The following is a 19428-nucleotide window of genomic DNA, read 5'->3' as shown; positions in this document are numbered from 1 at the left end:
GTCATCCTAGCTTAGGCGTCTTTATTAAAACTTGAAGCGCCCTACGAGCCCCTTCAATTGACCAGAAATATCCGTCAGGCGACCCGATCCGGTGTGCGCCGAATGCGCAAACCTTTCGACCAACTGGGCATCGGCATGGATTTGTGCAATGTGTCGGTTAATATCTTCGGCCACCTGATGCTGCTCCTCTGCTGCCGTGGAGATCTGAGCGTTCTGGTCGCGAATCGAGTCCACCGAGTCGCGGATCTTGTCGAAACTGTCGCGCGCCTGCTGGATACATTCAACGCTGGTTTGCGACACATCCAGGCTCCGTTGCATCTGCTGGGTGACCTCCTTGGTTCGCCGCGCGAAGTTGCCGAGCAGGCTGTCGATCTCGCCGGTTGAGTCTGCAGTGCGTCGTGCCAAAGCGCGTACTTCGTCGGCCACCACCGCAAATCCACGGCCCTGGTCGCCGGCGCGCGCCGCTTCAATGGCGGCATTGAGGGCCAACAGATTGGTCTGTTCCGCGATCGAACGAATGGTATCGAGGATGGTGTTGATGTTCTTACTGTCCTGCTCGAGCATCTGCATGGTACCTGCCGACTGCTGCAGGTCGTCACTTAATTTAAGAACGCTGCCCGTGGCCTCACCAATGTGCCGTTGCCCGTCGTACACCTCTCGATAACCGACGTCCGCGCTGGAAGCAGCATGACTGCAAGAGCGGGCCACTTCGTTAGAGGTAGCGACCATCTCGTTGAAAGCTGTGCTCACCAACTCAACTGCTTCGCGCTGGCGCACTGCGGCGTTGTTCATGTTACTGGCCACTTGACTGGTGTCCGCAGCGACCTCTTGCAAATCGGAGGAAGCGCTGCCGATGCGCCGCATCAGTTGCGCGATCATGCCAAGGAACTGGTTGAACCAACCCGCCAAAGTGGCGGTTTCGTCCTTGCCCCGCACTTCCAGTTCGCGGGTCAGGTCGCCCTCCCCTTCGGCGATTTCCTGCAGGCCATCGGCAACACCGCGAATCGGTCTAACGATCACGCCGGCGAAGCTCGCGCCGACGATGGCGAAGATGATTGCCAACACGGCGGCGATCAGTGCGATCAACCCTGTCAGGCTGGTGGCCTGAGCCATGACTTCGTCGCGTTTGATCAGCCCGATGAAGCGCCAGCCCAGGCTTTCGGAACTGACCACATTGACCATGTATGGCACGCCATCGAACTCGACCTGGGTCACGCCGTCACCACTCTTTGCCAGCTCGGTATAGCCGGGGCCCAGATCGGCCAGGGGCTTGAAACTGTTTTTGGCTTTCGCCGGATCGACCAGAACGTTGCCATTGGCTTCGACCATCATCAGGTACCCGCTGTTGCCCAGTTTGATGGTTTTAACCAGTTCAGTCAGTTGCTTGAGCGAAACATCCACGCCGACAACACCCGCCGGGTTGCCGCTGGCGTCGGCGAAAGCGCGAACCGTGCTGACCAGCACCATGTCATCCGGCGCCCAGTAGTAAGCGTCCGTGCGCACGGTTGAGCCTGGCGCGGCCGCCATGGCGGTCTTGTACCAAGGACGTACTCGGGGGTCGTAGCTGGCCATTTTCGGGTCGTCGGGCCAACCGGCAAAGCCGCCGTCGTTGAGCCCCAGGGAAATGGACGCGGTGGTCGGATGGGTCTCGGCAAATCGATCGAAAATAGCCTGGAGCCGCTGATCGGCTTCGGTCACAGGCGTTTGCTCAGCATTGGCAGCGGTATAGTTTTTCAATCCCTTGACGGTGGAGATCCGAGGATCCTTGGCAAGGTATTCGACGTTTTGGCGGATGCTGTCAAAGAACTGCTTCATACCGTTATCGATCTGGCGAATTTCACGACCGCTGCTATCCAGGAAATTGGCTTGTGCCGCGCTCCGCAAGTTCAACACGACAAGCACCGCGACCAGAATCACCGGAAGGCAGGCGATGGCGGAAAATACCCATGTCAGCTTCTGTTTGATGTTCATGACTTCTCCAGCGGGTATTTATAAGGAGTTAGGGCGAGCCGATGGAACGGACTGAAATCAGAACAGCGCCCACGACGACTGCCACGAAATCTGCAGGGCAGCGTCCGTAGATAAAAATCAGTGTTTATTTTCCTGACAGGCAGGTTCTCGCCCGTTACTCCGACGGAGATGGGCGAGAAGGTTCATGCACTGCTGCTCAGCTCAGAAACGCCCTGGAGCAAAGGGTGCCGGATCGACCACAGGCGTCTCGCCCATCATCAATTCTGCGAGCAGTCGACCGCTGACCGGGCCTAGCGTAAATCCTTGATGGGCATGGCCGAAATTGAACCAGAGCCCTTTATGCAAGGGCGCCGCGCCGATCACCGGCTTCATGTCTACCGTGCAGGGTCGGGCGCCGCTCCATGGCGTGCGCTCTACCTGGGGGCCTAACGCTAATACCTGCCGTGCGGCCCGCTCGGCCTTGCCCAGTTGCACCGGTGTTGGAGGCGCACTCAAGCTGGCGAATTCCGCCCCCGTTGACAGGCGGATACCGCGCTTCATCGGCGCCAGCATGTAGCCTTGTTCGGTATCCAGCACCGGGCGGCTCAATGTCGCGCCATCGGCAAAGTGAGCGTGGTAACCACGCTTGACGAACAACGGAATGCGGTAACCCAACTCGCCAAGCAATTCGTGAGCCCAAGGGCCCAACGCCACGACCACCTGCGACGCGCCGACCGATCCAGAATCGGTGGCGACGCTCCAGCCGGCTCCCGACTGACGCAACGAGCGCGCATCGCCGCGCACAATTTCCCCACCTTCACGCACGAACAGATCGGCATAACGCTGCACCAACTCACCCGGTTCAATGCACGTCCAGGGTTGCAGCCAATGAATGCCCCCCACCAATGCATCGCTCAGCGCTGGTTCCGCCAGTCTGAGCGCGACACCGTCCAGATGCTCGGACAATACGCCGTGTGCACTCACGCGTACCGCACGCTCCACCGCCTCATCGAATTGCTGTGGGCTACGAAAAGCCTGGATCCACCCTTTGCGCACGATCAGGTTTTGCGAACCGCTTTGCTCAATCAACTCCGAGTGCTCGCTGATCGAGTGCTCAATCAGCGTGCGAAAGGCATCTGCAATGGCCTGGTAATGCCTAGGCGCGGAGTTGGCCCAATACCTGACCAAAGCAGGCACGTATTCAGGCATCGCGCGCAGATGGTAATTGACGCCAATGTCACGCTTGGCTGCCACGTTTATCAGGCTGGCAAGATCCCTTGGGAACGCATAGGGCTCAATGGCCTCACGCTGAATGATGCCTGCGTTGCCGAACGACGTTTCACGCCCCGGCAAACCTTTGTCCACCAGCGTCACCGCGCAGCCACGGCGTTGCAAATGCAACGCCGTGCATACGCCGACAATGCCGGCCCCCAGTACCACCACTTGTTTTTCGTTCACGCTGCCTCCGAATCAAGCACGCTGTTGCGCGATGACACTGATCTCGACCAATGCATCGACCACAAGGCCGGCGCAGACGGTCGCGCGCACGGGCAGGTTGGTCGTGAAGAATGATGCATAAGCCCGATTGAATTCGGCGAAATTACTCCGGTCGGTCAGGTACACGGTAACGCTGACAACATCGTCCAGCGACAGCGATTCGGCTTCCAGCGTCTGGGCAATACGCGTCAAGGTCAAACGCGTTTGCGCTTCGATACCTTCAGGAAAGCTACCGTCCTCACCAAACGGCAATTCGCCAGACAAAAAAACCAGGCCTTGGCTGTGGCGGACGTTGGAAAAGGGCAGATTGCTAACGGTCATGGCAGTTCTCTCTTGGGTATTTCAAGGAGGCGCCCATCAACGAGCACCGGTTGTGAATCATTGATTCGACTTCAGCGGTTTTTACGGTAGGCCATTGAGTCATGCATACGCTTGAGCATGTGATCCCCCTCGCGGACACCGGACACATAGATCAGGAGCAAACAGCTGTTTGAGATCATGTCGGGTCGTTGCTTAATAGGTTCAGGAGGGGTGGACTGCCGGTTTCAGTCTGAAACACTTAACCTGTATATACAAGATTAAGCATTTACCATGCCGCTCGATCAAAAAATGCGCCATGAGCTTAAGGTAGAGCGACTTACCCTTCTCTCGCGATTAGGACACCTTAGGCGCCCCGATACTCAAGGTTTCGTTTTTCCCCACTAGGCATCATGGGTAACACTCCTGGCGCAACCATTGGTTACATAAGGCTAAAAGGCAGCGATCATCAGCCTGATCTACTTCGCTAGAAACAGGCCTGTGCTGCGGAATCAAGAGCAGCTCAGACAGTTTGGCCTGCATTTTGCCTTACTGGTATATACAGGCACATACAGATGTCTGCTGCGTAATCATCCTGCTCCCCCAAGGATGTTACTCATGAATGTACTGATACCGCTCAGACCCATTCAACTACCAGCCGTACGAGATCAGCCATAACGCCGAATAGCCGCGTCTGCAGCAACTCCTGCAGAACTGCCTAGATCGTAATGCCTTCCAGCAAGACACTAATGAGGTTAGCCCTGTATGAATGCCAATGACTTGAACCTGCTTGCCCGCGCAGAAGTGCGCGAATTGGCCAGTTACAACGCCGGCCTCGCCTCGGATGCTGTGCGCAAGCGTTTCGGCCTGACTCGCGTCGCCAAACTAGGCAGCAACGAAAACCCGATGGGCACAGCACCCGCCGTTAGCGCCGCAACGGCTCGAGCTTGCAGCGAAATTGCGCTATACCCCGATGCTGGCTGCCAGGCATTACGCTCTGCACTCTCGGAAAAGCTCGACGTACCCGAGAATCAATTGGTGTTCGGCAACGGCTCGGAAGATTTGCTGAGCGTCATCAGCCGGGTGTTTTTAGACCACGATGACGAAGTAGTTACCGTGGTGCCATCTTTCGGTTTGCACCTTATCTACCCAATGGCAGCTGGTGCCCGGGTGGTCGGTGTTCCCATGACCGACAGAGGCACCTTCGACGTTACGGCAATGATCGCTGCACTCACCCCCCACACGCATGTGCTGATGTTTTCATGCCCGTCAAATCCGGTCGGCTGCACCTTAAGCGCCGACGAGTTGCAGCAGCTGCTCGACGCATTGCCCTCACAGTGTCTGCTGGTGTTTGATGAGGCCTATTATGAATACGCGCAGTGGGAGGCCGAGTACCCGGATTGCCTCGGTTTGATTCAGGCCAGCGGCAAACCGTTTATCCTCTTGCGGACTTTCTCCAAGGCTTATTCCCTGGCAGGTTTGCGCATCGGCTACGGTATCGTCAGCGATCCACTGCTGGCAGATCTGATCAACCGCCTGCGCACCCCGTTCAACGTCAACAGCGTGGCACAAGCTGCAGCGATTGCGGCGCTGGCAGATAATGATCATCTAAACGCCTGCCTATCCCATGTCGCCAGCGAACGCCGGCGGCTGGAAGTGGCGCTGCACGAGCAAGGCATTACGACCGCACCTTCCTTGACCAACTTCCTGTTTTTCAGCACGCCTCATCCGGCCGAAGTAATCAACCAGGCACTGCTACGTGAAGGGGTTATCATCAAACCGTGGCGCGAAGTTGGATATACTGGGTACTTGCGCGTCTCTGTCGGAAGCTGTGAGGATAACGACCTTTTCCTCCAAGCACTGGCAAGCGTCCTTGCCGCACTAGAGACACGGACTGACTAATGATCAAAAATGCACCACAAGCGCTCTACCGGCGTGCAAAGGATTATGTGCAAGACCAACTTCGCGCGGGCGTTTGGAAACCTGGTGATCTGATTTCTTCAGAAAACCAACTGGTGCAAGAACTGGGCATTTCGCGCATGACCGTCAACCGGGCCTTACGTGAACTGACCGAGGAAGGTCATTTGGTGCGGATTTCAGGCGTTGGCACGTTCGTGGCTGAAAGCAAACCGCAATCGAACCTGCTGCGCATCACCAATATAGCCGACGAAATCCTCGCCCGGGGTCACAGTTATACCTGTCGCGTCCTACACCTGGGACGCGAGTCGGCCTCGATGCCGGTCGCGTCCGCGCTAGGCCTGACCACCGGTTCTTCGGTTTTTCATCTGGTCTGCGTGCACAGTGAAGAAGGCGTGCCGGTGCAGCTCGAGGATCGTTACGTCAATCCCGAGTTGGTGCCGGAGTTTTTGAAGCAAGACTTTGGGGAGCACCTGCAACCAGCAAGATACCTGTTGCAGGTCGTCAAGCCCGATGAAATGGAACATATCGTCGAAGCCTGTCATCCCAGCAACGATGAAAGCAAACACATGCAGATTGATGCCAACGAACCCTGCCTGGTGCTGATACGCCGGACGTGGAGTCAGAGCAAAATCGTCACCTATGTTCGCTTAGTGCACCCGTCCTCACGCTATCGTCTAGGCAGTCGCCTGCCAGTAAATGGGGCGCACAGAGATAGTTAGGCGTGAAGGCACTTGATGAATTGAACCAACATGATTTGGAATGAACGCGTCATAGCTGCAGCTTCGTTCGAGCCAAGGTATCAGCGCCGAGTCTCGGGAGTTGCTCCCCGCCGCAGTCTTCCTGCTATTTTTTGCTTTTTCACCGGCTACTTCATGTTGCGTCCGATCTGCGAATCCTCATTGTCCGGGCTCTCGCCCTATTCTCGCAGCTACTCCTGACAGGCCGCTTGGCGGAGAAGTTGGGGGTACGCATGCTTCTGGCGATCGTGCCGCTGATGATGTGCATCGGCTTCATTAGGGTCGCGCTGGCACCAAGTTTTATCATCCTAGCTGCCCTAATGATCGTGCGCCGCATCGGCAATATGCCTTCGCCCGTCCCGGTCGGGAGTAGCTCTTCGCGCCGCTCGACGCCCAGAGTAAATACAAAGCCAAAAGCGTCATCGATACCGTCGCTCAGTGCGCAGGCGATGCCATTAGCGGCCGGGTCAAAAGTACACTCGAGTGTTGGGCCAAGGCGGCCTGCTTTGCGGTTGTCGTTACAGGGTGCGCATTGCTCTGGGGGTTGCCTGGGATGGAGGCTCGGCAAGCAGTCAGATGAATCTAATGCTAAAAGCTCCGATCTTGCTGTCGACAATCCGACGCAAGGTTTTCCGGTGGAGCGAGCGGGCATTCTGTACGCACCGCTTCAGCGAAGGCGCGTCAGTCATAGGCATCTTCTTGAAACTAATATTCTCAGGCGGCAACCTTCGCGAGTTGTCATGTACTACAAACGCAAAAAAAGCTCCACAGCTACAACGACGGTCTGTCGCCAATAGCTGTAGAGCAAAAAACCACATTACCGCTGTAGCTAATGTGCGGGATTACTCGAACAATTCAGCTCACCCGAGACAGGGGCCAAAGGCCCCTCCCCCCGATTACAAGCTAGGCAGCAACTTCGGCAACACCAGTTCGTTCAAGCAACGGGAAGCCAACAGCTCGCTCGCCGCGTTGATATCCGGCGCGAAGAAGCGATCTTTCTCGTAGTAGGCCACTTTGCTGCGCAGACTGGTGCGGGCAAGCTCCAGCTTCTCCGAAGTCTTCAGACCTTCGCGCAAGTCTAGGCCCTGGCAGGCAGCTAGCCACTCTACAGCGAGCACGCCACGGGTGTTTTCAGCCATTTCCCACAACCGCTTGCCGGCTGCTGGAGCCATGGACACGTGGTCTTCCTGATTCGCGGAAGTCGGCAGGCTATCTACCGAATGTGGATGCGCCAGTGCCTTGTTCTCACTGGCCAGCGCCGCTGCGGTAACTTGGGAGATCATGAAGCCGGAGTTCACGCCGCCATTAGCCACCAGGAACGGCGGCAGTTGCGACATATGCTTGTCCATCATCAGCGAAATGCGACGCTCGCTCAGGGAACCGATTTCAGCGATGGCCAATGCCATGTTGTCAGCAGCCATGGCCACAGGCTCGGCGTGGAAGTTACCACCGGAGATCACATCGCCTTCGGCAGCGAAGACCAACGGGTTGTCGGAGACGGCGTTAGCTTCGACGACCAACACTTCGGAGGCTTGACGGAACTGGGTCAGACACGCGCCCATGACTTGCGGCTGGCAACGCAGGGAGTACGGATCCTGAACCTTGCCGCAGTTCTGGTGCGAGTCAGAGACTTCACTGCGCTCGCCCAGCAAGTCACGGTAAGCGCTAGCGGTGTCGATCTGGCTTTTTTGTCCACGAGCGGCGTGGATGCGAGCGTCGAACGGCGAGCGCGAGCCCAAGACTGCTTCAACTGTCAAACCACCGATGGCCAGTGCGCCAGCGAACAGATCTTCGCCCTCGAACAAACCACGCAATGCGTATGCGGTAGACACCTGCGTGCCGTTGAGCAACGCCAGACCTTCTTTGGCAGCAAGTGTCAGTGGAGTCAGACCGGCGATTTTCAGCGCCTCGGTCGCCTCCAGCCATTCGCCTTTGTAGCGGGCTTTACCTTCACCCAGGAGTACTAGAGACATGTGCGCCAAAGGCGCCAGGTCGCCGGATGCGCCGACCGAACCTTTCAACGGAATGTGCGGATAAACCTCGGCGTTGATCAATGCGATCAGCGCTTCGATAACGACGCGGCGAATGCCGGAGAAGCCACGGCTCAGGCTGTTGACCTTGAGCACCATAACAAGTCGGACTAGCGCATCGCTGATCGGCTCGCCAACACCGGCAGCGTGGGACAGAACCAACGAGCGCTGGAGGTTTTCCAGGTCGTCGGTGGCGATGCGGGTCGAGGCCAGCAGGCCGAAACCGGTATTGATACCGTAGGCGGTGCGGTTCTCGGCGAGGATCTGTTCCACGCAGGCAACGCTGGCTTCAATCTGGGCCGAGGCGCTGTTGTCGAGGGTGATTTTCACCGGGTGCTGGTAGACATCACGCAGTTGGGCAAGGCTCAGTTGGCCTGGGATAATGTTGAGTGTGTTCATGCTTTGGCTCCTTTAACAGGGGGTGATCATTGGCAGGTTCAAGCCTTGCTCTTTGGCGCAATCTATTGCGATCTGGTAACCCGCATCGGCGTGACGCATGACGCCGGTCGCCGGGTCGTTGTGCAGTACGCGAGCGATACGCTCGGCCGCTTCGTCCGTACCGTCGCAGACAATCACCATGCCCGAGTGCTGGGAGAAGCCCATGCCGACGCCGCCGCCGTGGTGCAGGGAGACCCAGGTCGCGCCGCTCGCCGTGTTCAGCAGAGCGTTGAGCAGTGGCCAGTCGGACACGGCATCGGAACCGTCTTGCATCGATTCGGTTTCGCGGTTCGGGCTGGCCACAGAACCGGAATCCAGGTGGTCGCGACCGATGACGATTGGCGCCGACAATTCACCGCTACGCACCATTTCGTTGAATGCCAGGCCGAGCTTGGCGCGCAGGCCCAGCCCGACCCAGCAGATACGTGCCGGCAGGCCCTGGAAGCTGATGCGTTCGCGCGCCATGTCCAGCCAGTTGTGCAGGTGCGCGTCGTCCGGGATCAGTTCCTTGACCTTGGCGTCGGTCTTGTAGATGTCTTCAGCGTTGCCCGACAGTGCAGCCCAGCGGAATGGGCCGATGCCACGGCAGAACAGCGGCCGGATGTAGGCCGGTACGAACCCCGGGAAGTCGAAGGCGTTTTCCACGCCTTCTTCCTGCGCCATCTGACGGATGTTGTTGCCGTAGTCGAAGGTCGGAATGCCCATTTTCTGGAATTCGAGCATCGCTTTAACGTGCACGGCCATGGATTGCTTGGCGGCTTTCACCACGACCCCAGGCTCGGTCTTGGCGCGAGCGCGGTACTCTTCCCAAGTCCAGCCGGCTGGCAAATAACCGTTGAGCGGGTCGTGGGCACTGGTCTGGTCGGTGACCATGTCCGGGCGCACGCCACGCTTGACCAGTTCCGGCAGGATCTCCGCCGCGTTGCCCAGCAGCGCGATGGAAATCGCCTTGCCTTCCTTGGTGTACTTGTCGATACGTGCCAGTGCGTCGTCGAGATCTTTGGCTTGCTCGTCGACATAGCGGCTGTTCAGACGGAAATCGATGCTGACTTGCTGGCATTCGATGTTCAGCGAGCAAGCGCCGGCCAGGGTCGCGGCTAGCGGCTGGGCACCGCCCATACCGCCGAGGCCTGCGGTCAGCACCCAACGACCTTTGAGGTCATCGTTGTAGTGCTGGCGACCGGCTTCGACGAAGGTTTCGTAGGTGCCTTGGACGATGCCCTGGCTGCCGATGTAGATCCAGCTGCCGGCGGTCATTTGGCCGTACATGGCCAGGCCCTTGGCGTCGAGTTCGTTGAAGTGTTCCCAGCTCGCCCAGTGCGGCACCAGGTTGGAGTTGGCGATCAGCACGCGCGGAGCGTTGCTGTGGGTCTTGAACACGCCGACCGGCTTGCCTGATTGCACCAGCAGGGTCTCGTCGTCGCTCAGGTTGGTCAGGCTCTCGACGATCTTGTCGTAGCACTCCCAGTTACGCGCCGCACGACCGATGCCACCGTAAACCACCAGTTCTTTTGGGTTCTCGGCCACTTCCGGGTCGAGGTTGTTCATCAACATGCGCAGTGGAGCTTCAGTCAGCCAGCTTTTGGCGGTCAGCTTATTACCACGCGCGGCGCGGATTTCGACATTACGGAAATGGGATGGCTTGCTCACCGGTAATCCTCTCGAAATGACTTTCTCAGCCTATTTATTGGTTTAGCGCTACAGATCGCACATAAATATAATCATGTATATACAACCATAATCAAGCAAAATTTTACTCGCCTGTAATTTGTCTTTTGTGACCCGTTCATCCAGCAGGGTTGTGCTTATTGCAGATGAAGGGCAAGGCTATTTGAAGAGGTGGTTAAGACAGCGAAGTGATGGGATTCAGCAATTCGACAGTCCTGCGCTGTCGCAGGTTATGGCAGGCAATCGAGGCGCGCGGCCCCTGAGGACGACAGGCTCAGACCCGAGTCATGAACCGAATCGCCCTTCCAGACGGTGCCGTGAACCCGGCAGAATCAGGCGCGCAGACGTGACAGACTGATAGCCAGACCAAGTCCGCCGACGAATCAACAAGCACGCCTCATGACGTGTGATCTGCAACAGCCTGCACTCCTCCTCGTTGGCCAGGATCGCCTCGACCACATGCTCACCTTCAGTCAGAGGAGCGACCTTGGAAAGATAGGCATAGGGCGTCTGCATCACGAAATTCTGCCGCAGATAATCCGGAGCCACTGCCGCGTTCACGTAGCGATCCTCCAATTGCACCTCCACATTATTCTCGTAGTGCACGATCAGAGAATGAAACACCCGCTGCCCTTCGCGTATTTCCAGCGACAAGGCGTGGTCAGCGCTAGCCCCCTCCTCGCATAGGAGAATCACCTTGCAGTGATGGCGATGGTCACGCTCGCTGATCTCATCAGCAATGTTGTTGACGGCAAATAAAGCCGATTTACCTTTGCGTTCGGCTACGAACGTCCCCACCCCTTGCATGCGCACTAACACACCATCGGCGGTGAGCTCAGAAAGAGCGCGACTTATGGTCATGCGACTCAATCCAAGTTCCTGAGCCAGTTCACTTTCCGAAGGTATACGTTCGTGAGCCGACCAGGTGCCACTCAAGATCAATTGGGTGATCATCTGTTTGACTTGTGCATAGAGCGGCGCGGGGGAATCACTGAGCTGATCGACCCGCGAAGGAAAATTCCGGGATTTCTTCGGCACGTGGTTCTCCTCATCAAACTGGACAGCGGCCTACTCCCACCGCAAACGCACGACCGAACGGGCAGAGCGCGTGCGAAGGAGCATCTGAGCGACCGAACAGCCGCTCGAAGGCATTCCGGTTACTTCAGGTTGCCACTGAGGAACTGCTGAAGGCGCTCGCTTTTGGGATTGCCCAGGACATCTTCAGGGAAACCCTGCTCTTCCACGAGCCCTTGATGGAGGAACAAAACCTGGTTCGACACCTTGCGCGCGAAGCTCATCTCATGGGTCACCATGATCATGGTTCGGCCTTCTTCGGCCAGACCCTGGATAACCTTAAGCACCTCGCCCACCAACTCCGGATCCAGCGCCGAAGTCGGCTCGTCGAACAACATGATCTCCGGCTCCATGGCCAGAGCCCGGGCAATAGCAACCCGCTGTTGCTGCCCGCCGGAGAGAAAGGCCGGGTATTGATCGGCGACGCGGGACGGCAAACCTACCTTGTCCAGGTAACGCCGGGCCCGCTCCTCTGCATCCTTCTTACTGACACCCAGTACCTGGCGCGGGGCCATCGTGATGTTGTCGAGCACGGTCATGTGGCTCCACAGATTGAAATGCTGAAACACCATCGCCAGGCGCGTGCGCAGGCGTTGCAGTTCATCGGCGTCGGCCACATGCATGCCGTGGCGGTCATGGATCATGCGAATCGGCTGGTTATCCAGGCCCATGGCACCGTCGTTGGGCGTTTCCAGAAAGTTGATACAACGCAAGAAGGTGCTCTTGCCCGATCCACTGGCGCCGATCAGGCTGATCACATCGCCTGTCTTGGCATTGAGCGAAACGCCCTTGAGCACTTCGTGGTTGCCATAGCTTTTATGCAGGTTTTCAACGGTCAATTTGTACATGTTCAAACATCCTGAATTAATGAGCCGGGCCGAGGAAAGACAGCCAACGGCGTTCAGCCAGACGGAACAGGCCAACCAGAGAGAAAGTAACTGCGAGGTAAATCGCGGCGGCGATACCGAACGACTGGAAAGTCAGGAACGTTGCCGAGTTGGCATCCCGGGCGACCTTGAGAATGTCCGGCACAGTGGCGGTGAACGCTACGGTGGTCGAGTGCAGCATCAGTATTACTTCGTTGCTGTAGTTCGGCAGCGAGCGACGCAGTGCAGACGGCATGATGATGTAGGCATATAACTTCCAGCCGCGCAGTCCGAAAGCCTTGGCTGCTTCGACCTCACCGTGATTCATGTTACGGATCGCCCCAGCGAAGATTTCTGTGGTGTACGCGCAAGTGTTCAGGGCGAAGGCCAGGATGGTGCAGTTCAATGCATCACGGAAGAATGCGTCGAGCATGGGCTGGGATCGCACCGCTGCAATGCTGTAAATGCCGGTGTAGCAGATCAGCAGCTGTATATACAGAGGCGTGCCACGGAACAAATAGGTATAGAACTGCACCGGCAATCGCACCCAAACGTTGGTCGAAACCCTGGCAATCGACAACGGAACCGACATCACGAAACCGAAGAAGAGCGAGGCACTGAGCAGCCACAGCGTCATCGCCAACCCGGTGATGTGGTAACCATCGTTATAGAGGAAGGGTTTCCAGTATTCCTGCAGTAGCTCGATCATCGCACGGCCTCCCGAGTGCCTGCGGCGTAGAAGATTTCCAGCCGGCGCAAGACGTAGTTCGATGCGGTGGTGATGATCAGATAAATCAAGGCCGCCAGCACCAGGAAAAAGAACAGTTGATAGGAGCTCTTGCCCGCGTCCTGAGCCACCTTGACCAAGTCGGCCAGGCCAATGATCGAGACCAGAGCGGTGGCCTTGAGAATGACCATCCAGTTATTGCCAATACCCGGCAAAGCAAAACGCATCATTTGCGGGAACAGCACGAAGCGGAAACGCTGGGCACGGGTCAGGCCGTAAGAAGTGGCTGCCTCCATCTGGCCACGGGGCACAGCGAGGATCGCGCCACGGAAAGTCTCGGTGAAATACGCCCCATAGATAAAGCCTAGAGTTATCACACCGGCACTGAATGGATTGATCTCAATGTAATCCCAACCCATGGCTGCGGTCAGATTGGTCAGCCAGGTTTGCAGGCTGTAGAAGATCAGCAGCATCAGAACCAGATCCGGCACTCCACGGATCAGCGTGGTGTAAGCCTGCGCGGGGACGCGCAACAGTGCCGACTTTGAAAGCTTGGCACTGGCACCGATCAGGCCCAAGACCACGCTTAGCAGCAAGCAAAGGAAGGATAACTTGACAGTCATCCAGGAGCCTTGCAGCAACAGTGGGCCGAAGCCCTTGAGACTGAAGCCTGACAGCCCCAGCATCTGCAATATGTTTTCTAACATTGGGGAGCCCTTCGTAAATCAGGAAAACGCCCATCCGCGAATGGGCGCAGCGTCGTTATTTGCCGCTGTAAATATTCTGATCACCGAAGTGTTTCTTTTGGATGGCCGCGTAGGTGCCGTCGTCGTGCAGCGCCTTTATACCTTTGTCCACCAGGGTTTTGAGCTCGGCGTTGCCTTTGAGGAGACCCATCGCCGTTTTCGCTGGCAGCAGCTCGTGATCGACTGGCTTACTGACTTCAAAGTCGGCGCCTTGCGGGGACTTCAGGAAACCCATTTCAGCTTGCATCATGTTCTGAATTGAGGCGTCGAGGCGACCAGTCACCAAGTCAGAATAAACTTGGTCTTGGTTGGAATAGGCCTGGGTCTTGATCCCGGCCTTGTTCAGCACGGCCTTGGCGTAGGCCTCCTCGGTGGTGCCCTGCTCATAGCCAACGGTTTTTCCGGCTAGCGTCTTGAGGTCTTCGCTTAGGCCAGAGCCCTTCTTGAACACGAACGACGTGGGCACCGAAAACAATTCGCTGGAGAAATCGATGACTTTTTCCCGCGATGAGGTCACGGTCATGGCAGAAATCACGCCGTCGAATTTGTTGGCCTTCAGGCCGGGAATCATGCCGTCGAAATCGCTTTCTACCCACTTGCACTTGACCTTCAGTTCAGCGCAAATCGCGTTACCCAGATCAATATCAAAGCCCACCAAGCTACCGTCGGCGGCCTTGGATTCGAAGGGCGCATAAGAGGGGTCAACACCAAAGCGCAACTCCTTGTACTCCTTGGCCAGGGCAGAGCCAGCAGCCACGCATAGAGCCAATACTGAAAGGGTCAAAATAGATTTTTTCATTGTTTTTATTCCTAAGAACCAACAGAAGCGCTTGTGGCGCACGAGTACAGTTATGGAGCACGTGTGTCGTTACACAGAACACACACAGACCCCAATTTGCGGATAAACGTGTCGAGACGCGTGGTCGACTCTAACGCGCAAATACATACTTGTACAGACAGGCATAGGCAATCAATCAGCCATTTATCTGGTCGACTGCTTCAGGAAGCGTGATGGAGGCTGGATGGTGCCGGGAATACGGCTGATTGAAGCGTCTGCGACACGAGCATAGCCTGACAGTCATCTGTTCCTGTGCGCCCATTCAATGGCAGGCGACTGCCCTGTCGATAGCGAGTGAACGGATCAACCAGCCGCACATAGGTGACGATTTTGCTCTGACTCCAGGCCCGGCGTATGACTACCAGGCAAGGTTCATCGGCATCGTTTTGCATGTGTTTGCTTTCGTCGTTGCTGGGGTGAGCCGATGTTCGGGATTTTGGGTCACCTGGACGCCCCGAGGCGCTGGCTAACAGTTGCAACGGTTGTCCCAGCAACCATGCGAGACTGGATGTTCAACAAAATCGCCCTGAATCGTTACCGGCTTTTCGGAAGGTATGACTCCACCCATCTTCCGACCGCCGATCACGACCGCCGCTTTTTTGAAAGCAAACCTGTAAATATGGTCTCTGGATACTCCTCGAGGTCGGGCATCGCCGTGACTTGCTAGGACGTAGATTCCGGCGCTTCGCCCCGATGGCGTTGATCGGCGTAGCAACTCTGATTTAACCTTCCCGAACGACGAGTTGATCGGTAGATGTTGCACTGTCCTTTCGAAGAGGAATGAATAACCTTGTCGTCCTTGTACTCTGAGACATAGGAAAGTTGGTCAAACGTCAGTCCCGTCTCCTCAGCCAGTTCACGCATCGCTGCCTGCAGGGCGTCTCGCCTTTTTTGACACGGCCACCTGGCAGGTTCCATTTGGCGTTGCGCTTGCGCCTGACGAACAATGTCGGAACGACGGCGCAGGAATCCCGACTCCAGATGAATCACCATCCCAAACGAACCTACTGATATCTGGATGGTTTACTCGTGCAGTATTAGAGAAACACTCCAGCCGAGCGCTACCTTGCCCGACGACTGTAGATTCCTTAAAGTCAAACCCACTGGGTCATCACTAGGATAACGGCGGGAGGTGCTACTCCTGCCAGCAGGGTCTGGCAAGCGATGATCCCAGCCATGAGGGGCGCATCTCCCCCTAGCTGCCTCGCCATGATGTACGAGGATGAGGCTGTGGGCAGCGCCTGGAATAGGAGTGCTGCAATTGCGGCCTTTCCTTCAAGCCCGAATAGATGGCAGGCCCAAAGCGTGACCAGTGGCATGATCAAAAACTTCACCAGCGACGAGTAACCAACCGGGTGTAGCCATTGCCTCATGCTCCCGAACTCAAGCGCGGCCCCCACGCAGAGTAAACCGAGCGGTAGTGACGCTTGCCCCAAAGCTTTGAGCACGGGCTCGATACCTACAGGTAGCCCCAGCCTAACGGCTGAATCAATCCGCCTGCGAAGCACGCCAGTACCAGCGGGCTCAGGGCCAACTGCTGAAGGAGTTTGCTTAAAGGCATCCTGCCGCCCGATCCGTACTTCGCGAAGACCATCACACACAGGATGCTCACTGTGGGCACTATCGCCGCGTTCGCGACGGCTGCCAGGGCTATGCCTTGCACACCGAACAAGCCCGCAGCTGCCGACACGCCCACGTAATTAGCTAACAGCTTCCTACGATTTTCCTTCTGGCTTCATTTCACGAAAAAACATTCGCCGATACTCAGAAGGCGAAGTGCCGAGATGAGCGCCGAATTGTTGCCTCAAGGATAAGGGGGTTCCAAAACCTGCCTCACCGGCAACGCATTCAATAGGTAAATCAGTCGTTTCAAGCAGTTCTTGCGCTCTGACGACTCGCTCAGCATTCAACCATTTAGAGACGGTACTGCCAGTGGCCTCCCTAAAGCGACGAGTAAACGTGCGCCTACTCATTTTCGCCATGTCTGCCAGGACGTCGAGCGATAGATCACTGGCTAGGTTCATTCGGGCCCACGCCAGTACATCAGACAAATGAGTCTCGCTGGATAGCTGCGGCACAGGATGTTCTACGTATTGAGCTTGGCCTCCTTGCCTATGCGGCGGCGTCACCAGCATCTTCGCGGTGCGATTCGCCACATCAGCACCGAGCCGCTGGCGTATCAGATGCAGGCAACAATCGATTGCCGCCACGGTTCCCGCAAAGGTCATGATGTTGCCATCACTGACATAGAGCACCTCGGGCCTGAAACGAACTTCAGGGAAGCGTCGCGCAAACTCGTCTCTGACTGCCCAGTGAGTGGTTGCTTCTTTGCCATCAAGCAGCCCGGCATCTCCGAGCACGAATGCTCCCAAACATAACCCGACTATGAGCTTTCCTTGGACATTAGCGAGCTGTAAGGCTTTCACGAGCTGTGCGGATGCAGCGACCGATTGATCGCCCCACGCTGGAATGACAATTACGTGAGAGGACTCCATCAGTTCCAGGCCATGAGTGACCTCCAAGCCGATGCCTTGGTCGCTACTCACCATACCCGGCGTCTCTGCGCAGTAACTAACCTCGTATCGAGGTTCACCAGGTGCGGATTGAGCCGTCCCCAGCACCACTCCCGGCACAGAGAGATGGAACAGGCTCACGCCGTTGAAAGCTAGAACAGCAACACGTATGGATTGCATCAGGCCGCCTCGGATTTGCCGTGTAATTGCTATCGAACGCATACAGGAATTGTGAGCGATCGTTCACAGTGATGTATTTCAAGGACGGAAGGGAACGTCGCCCCCCTAATCGCATAAATCCAGACCCCGCGTATCGCTTGGCCCGATTATATCGAAATATGTCATTCAGGCCACTGTCAGGCTTAAAAGCATTCGGCAAGAATGGTGTTCTCGATGTATCTACAGGATTAATCACATGAACTTCAGAACGCTTCCGCTTGCCCTCAGCATTGTTTGCGCTGCTGCCGCCACTCCGGCATTTGCGGTCTCAAACGTCACCAACGCGCCGGACGCATCCCATAAAGTGGACTTGCAGCAAGTTCGTAACGCAACGGTGAAAATCACCTACGGCGGCACGACCTTCCTGATCGACCCTATGCTGGCCAAAAAGGGAGCCTACCCAGGGTTTGAAAATACCTACCGGAGCAACCTGCGCAATCCTCTGGTTGATCTGACCGAGTCGCCCGCTGAAGTTATCTCTGGTGTCGACGCAGTCATCGTCACGCATACGCATCTTGACCACTGGGACGATGCCGCACAAAAAGCGCTGCCTAAAGACATCCCATTGTTCACGCAGCATGAAGAAGACGCGCAGCTGATTCGCTCCCAAGGCTTCAAGAATGTGCGCGTACTGACTGATGAAGCTGAATTCGGGGGCGTCAAAATCACCAAGACCGGTGGTCAGCATGGCACTGACGAAATGTATGCCGTACCAGCTTTGGCTAAACCTCTGGGCGAAGCCATGGGCGTCGTTTTTCAAGCGCCAGGCTACAAGACCCTCTACCTCGCCGGTGACACTATCTGGCGTAAAGAGGTCGACCAGACCATCGAGAAATATCACCCCGAGGTCATCGTGCTCAATGCTGGGAAAGCAAAAATGACCGGCTACGAGGGTGCGATCATCATGGGCGAGGAGGACGTTCTGCGCGCGTCAAAGGCCGCGAAGAACGCGAAAATCGTCGCCGTGCACATGGACGCAATCAATCACATGTCCCTGACCCGCGATGAATTGCGCACCTATGTCAAGAAGCAGGGTATCGAGAGTCGCGTAGATATTCCGGAAGATGGCGCTTCGTTGGAGTTTTGATTTAAAGCACCGGGAGCCGCTGTTGAAGGCGGCTCGTGATCACCTATTAGCGACTGGGTTCTCACGAAGAGAGTGGTTTATTCAACGGCCCGCTTTTACGCAGTCTGTCAGAGGCAGATCAGCCTTCACGGAAAAAACAAATTAGTGACTTAATTGGAGATCGTTATGAAACGAGGCCTTGTTGTAGTTGATCTGCAAAACGAATACCTGCCGACTGGCAAATTGCCTTTGTCTGGGGTCGAAGCAGCTGTGGCGAATGCTAGCCGAGTGATTAGTCGCGCGCGAGATACAGGCATTCCAGTTTTCCATATACGACATGAATCCGATAATGAGGGTGCCACGATATTTATCAAGGGATCTAGCGGAGCGGAAATTCAGACCGCTGTAGCTCCTGTTGGTCAAGAACCCGTGATCGTTAAAAAGCACATCAACGCCTTCAGAGACACTGATCTCAAGAAGCAGCTAGATGCTTTCGATGTCCAGGATGTCGTGGTGGTGGGTGCGATGAGCCACATGTGCATCGACGCTGTCGTGCGTGCTGCGGCGGACATGGGTTATCCGGTTACTGTGCTGCATGATGCCTGCGCCACCCTGGATCTCACATTTCGCGGCGTGAACGTGCCTGCCGCTCAAGCGCATGCGGCGATGATGGCAGCATTTGAGTTCGGCTACGCCACCGTTAAATCTGTGGACGAGTACCTCTCGGCTTAAACGCGTAACGGTTCAGTTTTTCGGAGCCCGTGCGGGCTCCTTCTAGTTTCTAGTCATGATCGTGCGAGCTACACGAAAGCGGTTTGCCCCCCGCTTTACTCCCAGAGATT

Annotated in this window: 17 protein-coding genes and 2 pseudogenes; 5 read left to right on the top strand and 14 right to left on the bottom strand. The window is 56.5% G+C overall.

Annotated elements, in window-relative coordinates; all coding sequences use genetic code 11:
• Positions 1 to 24: 24 nt before the first annotated feature.
• The 4 genes and pseudogenes from ACMXYH_RS15400 to ACMXYH_RS15385 form a co-directional block, all read right to left on the bottom strand.
• Positions 25 to 792 carry a methyl-accepting chemotaxis protein gene (locus ACMXYH_RS15400; protein ID WP_415767708.1) on the bottom strand — a complete coding sequence of 256 codons (768 nt, stop codon included), beginning with the start codon at positions 790 to 792 and terminating at the stop codon, positions 25 to 27.
• 93 nt (positions 793 to 885) lie between these two features.
• Positions 886 to 1971: pseudogene (locus ACMXYH_RS15395) on the bottom strand (cache domain-containing protein); the annotation flags it as partial.
• Positions 1972 to 2172: 201 nt separating this feature from the next.
• Entirely contained in the window at positions 2173 to 3408 is a 1236-nt protein-coding gene (locus ACMXYH_RS15390) for an NAD(P)/FAD-dependent oxidoreductase (protein WP_415767611.1), read from the bottom strand.
• 12 nt (positions 3409 to 3420) lie between these two features.
• Positions 3421 to 3768, bottom strand: coding sequence for a RidA family protein (locus ACMXYH_RS15385; protein WP_415767610.1), 348 nt, complete (start codon positions 3766 to 3768; stop codon positions 3421 to 3423).
• Positions 3769 to 4509: 741 nt separating this feature from the next.
• Between ACMXYH_RS15385 and hisC the strand changes: the two genes are divergently transcribed.
• The 3 genes and pseudogenes from hisC to ACMXYH_RS15370 all read left to right on the top strand — a co-directional run.
• Entirely contained in the window at positions 4510 to 5646 is a 1137-nt protein-coding gene (gene hisC / locus ACMXYH_RS15380; RefSeq protein WP_415767609.1) for a histidinol-phosphate transaminase, read from the top strand.
• Positions 5646 to 6383 (top strand): histidine utilization repressor, encoded by a 738-nt coding sequence (hutC, locus tag ACMXYH_RS15375; protein WP_415767608.1) that lies wholly within the window; start codon positions 5646 to 5648, stop codon positions 6381 to 6383. Before hisC ends, hutC (ACMXYH_RS15375) begins: the two co-directional genes overlap by 1 nt.
• A 176-nt stretch (positions 6384 to 6559) precedes the next feature.
• A pseudogene (locus ACMXYH_RS15370) lies at positions 6560 to 6979 on the top strand (MFS transporter); the annotation flags it as partial.
• Positions 6980 to 7297: 318 nt separating this feature from the next.
• Here the strand turns inward: ACMXYH_RS15370 and hutH are convergent.
• The 10 genes from hutH to ACMXYH_RS15320 all read right to left on the bottom strand — a co-directional run bounded on the left by hutH (position 7298) and on the right by ACMXYH_RS15320 (position 17481).
• On the bottom strand, positions 7298 to 8830 hold the full coding sequence (hutH, locus tag ACMXYH_RS15365; protein WP_415767607.1) for a histidine ammonia-lyase: 1533 nt from the start codon (positions 8828 to 8830) through the stop codon (positions 7298 to 7300).
• Between the two features lie 12 nt (positions 8831 to 8842).
• Complete coding sequence (hutU, locus tag ACMXYH_RS15360) at positions 8843 to 10519, bottom strand: urocanate hydratase (RefSeq protein WP_415767605.1); 1677 nt, start codon at positions 10517 to 10519, stop codon at positions 8843 to 8845.
• 303 nt (positions 10520 to 10822) lie between these two features.
• Positions 10823 to 11575 (bottom strand): histidine utilization repressor, encoded by a 753-nt coding sequence (hutC, locus tag ACMXYH_RS15355; protein ID WP_415767604.1) that lies wholly within the window; start codon positions 11573 to 11575, stop codon positions 10823 to 10825.
• Between the two features lie 119 nt (positions 11576 to 11694).
• Complete coding sequence (locus tag ACMXYH_RS15350; RefSeq protein ID WP_415767603.1) at positions 11695 to 12459, bottom strand: ABC transporter ATP-binding protein; 765 nt, start codon at positions 12457 to 12459, stop codon at positions 11695 to 11697.
• Between the two features lie 16 nt (positions 12460 to 12475).
• Complete coding sequence (locus ACMXYH_RS15345; protein WP_415767602.1) at positions 12476 to 13186, bottom strand: ABC transporter permease; 711 nt, start codon at positions 13184 to 13186, stop codon at positions 12476 to 12478.
• Positions 13183 to 13911, bottom strand: a complete 729-nt coding sequence (locus ACMXYH_RS15340) for an ABC transporter permease (RefSeq protein ID WP_415767601.1) — start codon at positions 13909 to 13911, stop codon at positions 13183 to 13185. Before ACMXYH_RS15340 ends, ACMXYH_RS15345 begins: the two co-directional genes overlap by 4 nt.
• A gap of 55 nt (positions 13912 to 13966) precedes the next feature.
• A complete protein-coding gene (locus tag ACMXYH_RS15335) occupies positions 13967 to 14749 on the bottom strand; it encodes a transporter substrate-binding domain-containing protein (RefSeq protein ID WP_415767600.1) in 783 nt (260 codons plus the stop codon).
• 702 nt (positions 14750 to 15451) lie between these two features.
• Positions 15452 to 15652, bottom strand: a complete 201-nt coding sequence (locus tag ACMXYH_RS15330; protein WP_415767707.1) for a hypothetical protein — start codon at positions 15650 to 15652, stop codon at positions 15452 to 15454.
• Positions 15653 to 15882: 230 nt separating this feature from the next.
• Positions 15883 to 16188, bottom strand: coding sequence for an AEC family transporter (locus ACMXYH_RS15325; RefSeq protein ID WP_415767706.1), 306 nt, complete (start codon positions 16186 to 16188; stop codon positions 15883 to 15885).
• A gap of 315 nt (positions 16189 to 16503) precedes the next feature.
• A complete protein-coding gene (locus ACMXYH_RS15320) occupies positions 16504 to 17481 on the bottom strand; it encodes a GlxA family transcriptional regulator (RefSeq protein WP_415767599.1) in 978 nt (325 codons plus the stop codon).
• 235 nt (positions 17482 to 17716) lie between these two features.
• On the opposite strand from ACMXYH_RS15320, the gene ACMXYH_RS15315 reads away from it, so the two are divergent.
• Both ACMXYH_RS15315 and ACMXYH_RS15310 read left to right on the top strand, forming a co-directional pair.
• A complete protein-coding gene (locus tag ACMXYH_RS15315) occupies positions 17717 to 18607 on the top strand; it encodes an MBL fold metallo-hydrolase (RefSeq protein ID WP_415767598.1) in 891 nt (296 codons plus the stop codon).
• Between the two features lie 165 nt (positions 18608 to 18772).
• Positions 18773 to 19318, top strand: a complete 546-nt coding sequence (locus ACMXYH_RS15310) for a cysteine hydrolase family protein (RefSeq protein WP_415767597.1) — start codon at positions 18773 to 18775, stop codon at positions 19316 to 19318.
• Positions 19319 to 19428: the final 110 nt, after the last annotated feature.

This window comes from Pseudomonas frigoris, from assembly GCF_047758635.1.
Lineage (GTDB): Bacteria > Pseudomonadota > Gammaproteobacteria > Pseudomonadales > Pseudomonadaceae > Aquipseudomonas > Aquipseudomonas frigoris.
This window is presented reverse-complemented; position numbering and strand designations above follow the sequence as displayed.

Coding starts and splice junctions, on each gene's coding strand:
- ACMXYH_RS15400 (WP_415767708.1), bottom strand. CDS start 792: ATGAACAACGCCGCAGTGCGCCAGCGCGAAGCAGTTGAGTTGGTGAGC.
- ACMXYH_RS15385 (WP_415767610.1), bottom strand. CDS start 3,768: ATGACCGTTAGCAATCTGCCCTTTTCCAACGTCCGCCACAGCCAAGGC.
- hisC (WP_415767609.1), top strand. CDS start 4,510: ATGAATGCCAATGACTTGAACCTGCTTGCCCGCGCAGAAGTGCGCGAA.
- hutC (WP_415767608.1), top strand. CDS start 5,646: ATGATCAAAAATGCACCACAAGCGCTCTACCGGCGTGCAAAGGATTAT.
- hutH (WP_415767607.1), bottom strand. CDS start 8,830: ATGAACACACTCAACATTATCCCAGGCCAACTGAGCCTTGCCCAACTG.
- ACMXYH_RS15350 (WP_415767603.1), bottom strand. CDS start 12,459: ATGTACAAATTGACCGTTGAAAACCTGCATAAAAGCTATGGCAACCAC.
- ACMXYH_RS15345 (WP_415767602.1), bottom strand. CDS start 13,186: ATGATCGAGCTACTGCAGGAATACTGGAAACCCTTCCTCTATAACGAT.
- ACMXYH_RS15340 (WP_415767601.1), bottom strand. CDS start 13,911: ATGTTAGAAAACATATTGCAGATGCTGGGGCTGTCAGGCTTCAGTCTC.
- ACMXYH_RS15335 (WP_415767600.1), bottom strand. CDS start 14,749: ATGAAAAAATCTATTTTGACCCTTTCAGTATTGGCTCTATGCGTGGCT.
- ACMXYH_RS15330 (WP_415767707.1), bottom strand. CDS start 15,652: ATGCGTGAACTGGCTGAGGAGACGGGACTGACGTTTGACCAACTTTCC.
- ACMXYH_RS15320 (WP_415767599.1), bottom strand. CDS start 17,481: ATGCAATCCATACGTGTTGCTGTTCTAGCTTTCAACGGCGTGAGCCTG.
- ACMXYH_RS15315 (WP_415767598.1), top strand. CDS start 17,717: ATGAACTTCAGAACGCTTCCGCTTGCCCTCAGCATTGTTTGCGCTGCT.
- ACMXYH_RS15310 (WP_415767597.1), top strand. CDS start 18,773: ATGAAACGAGGCCTTGTTGTAGTTGATCTGCAAAACGAATACCTGCCG.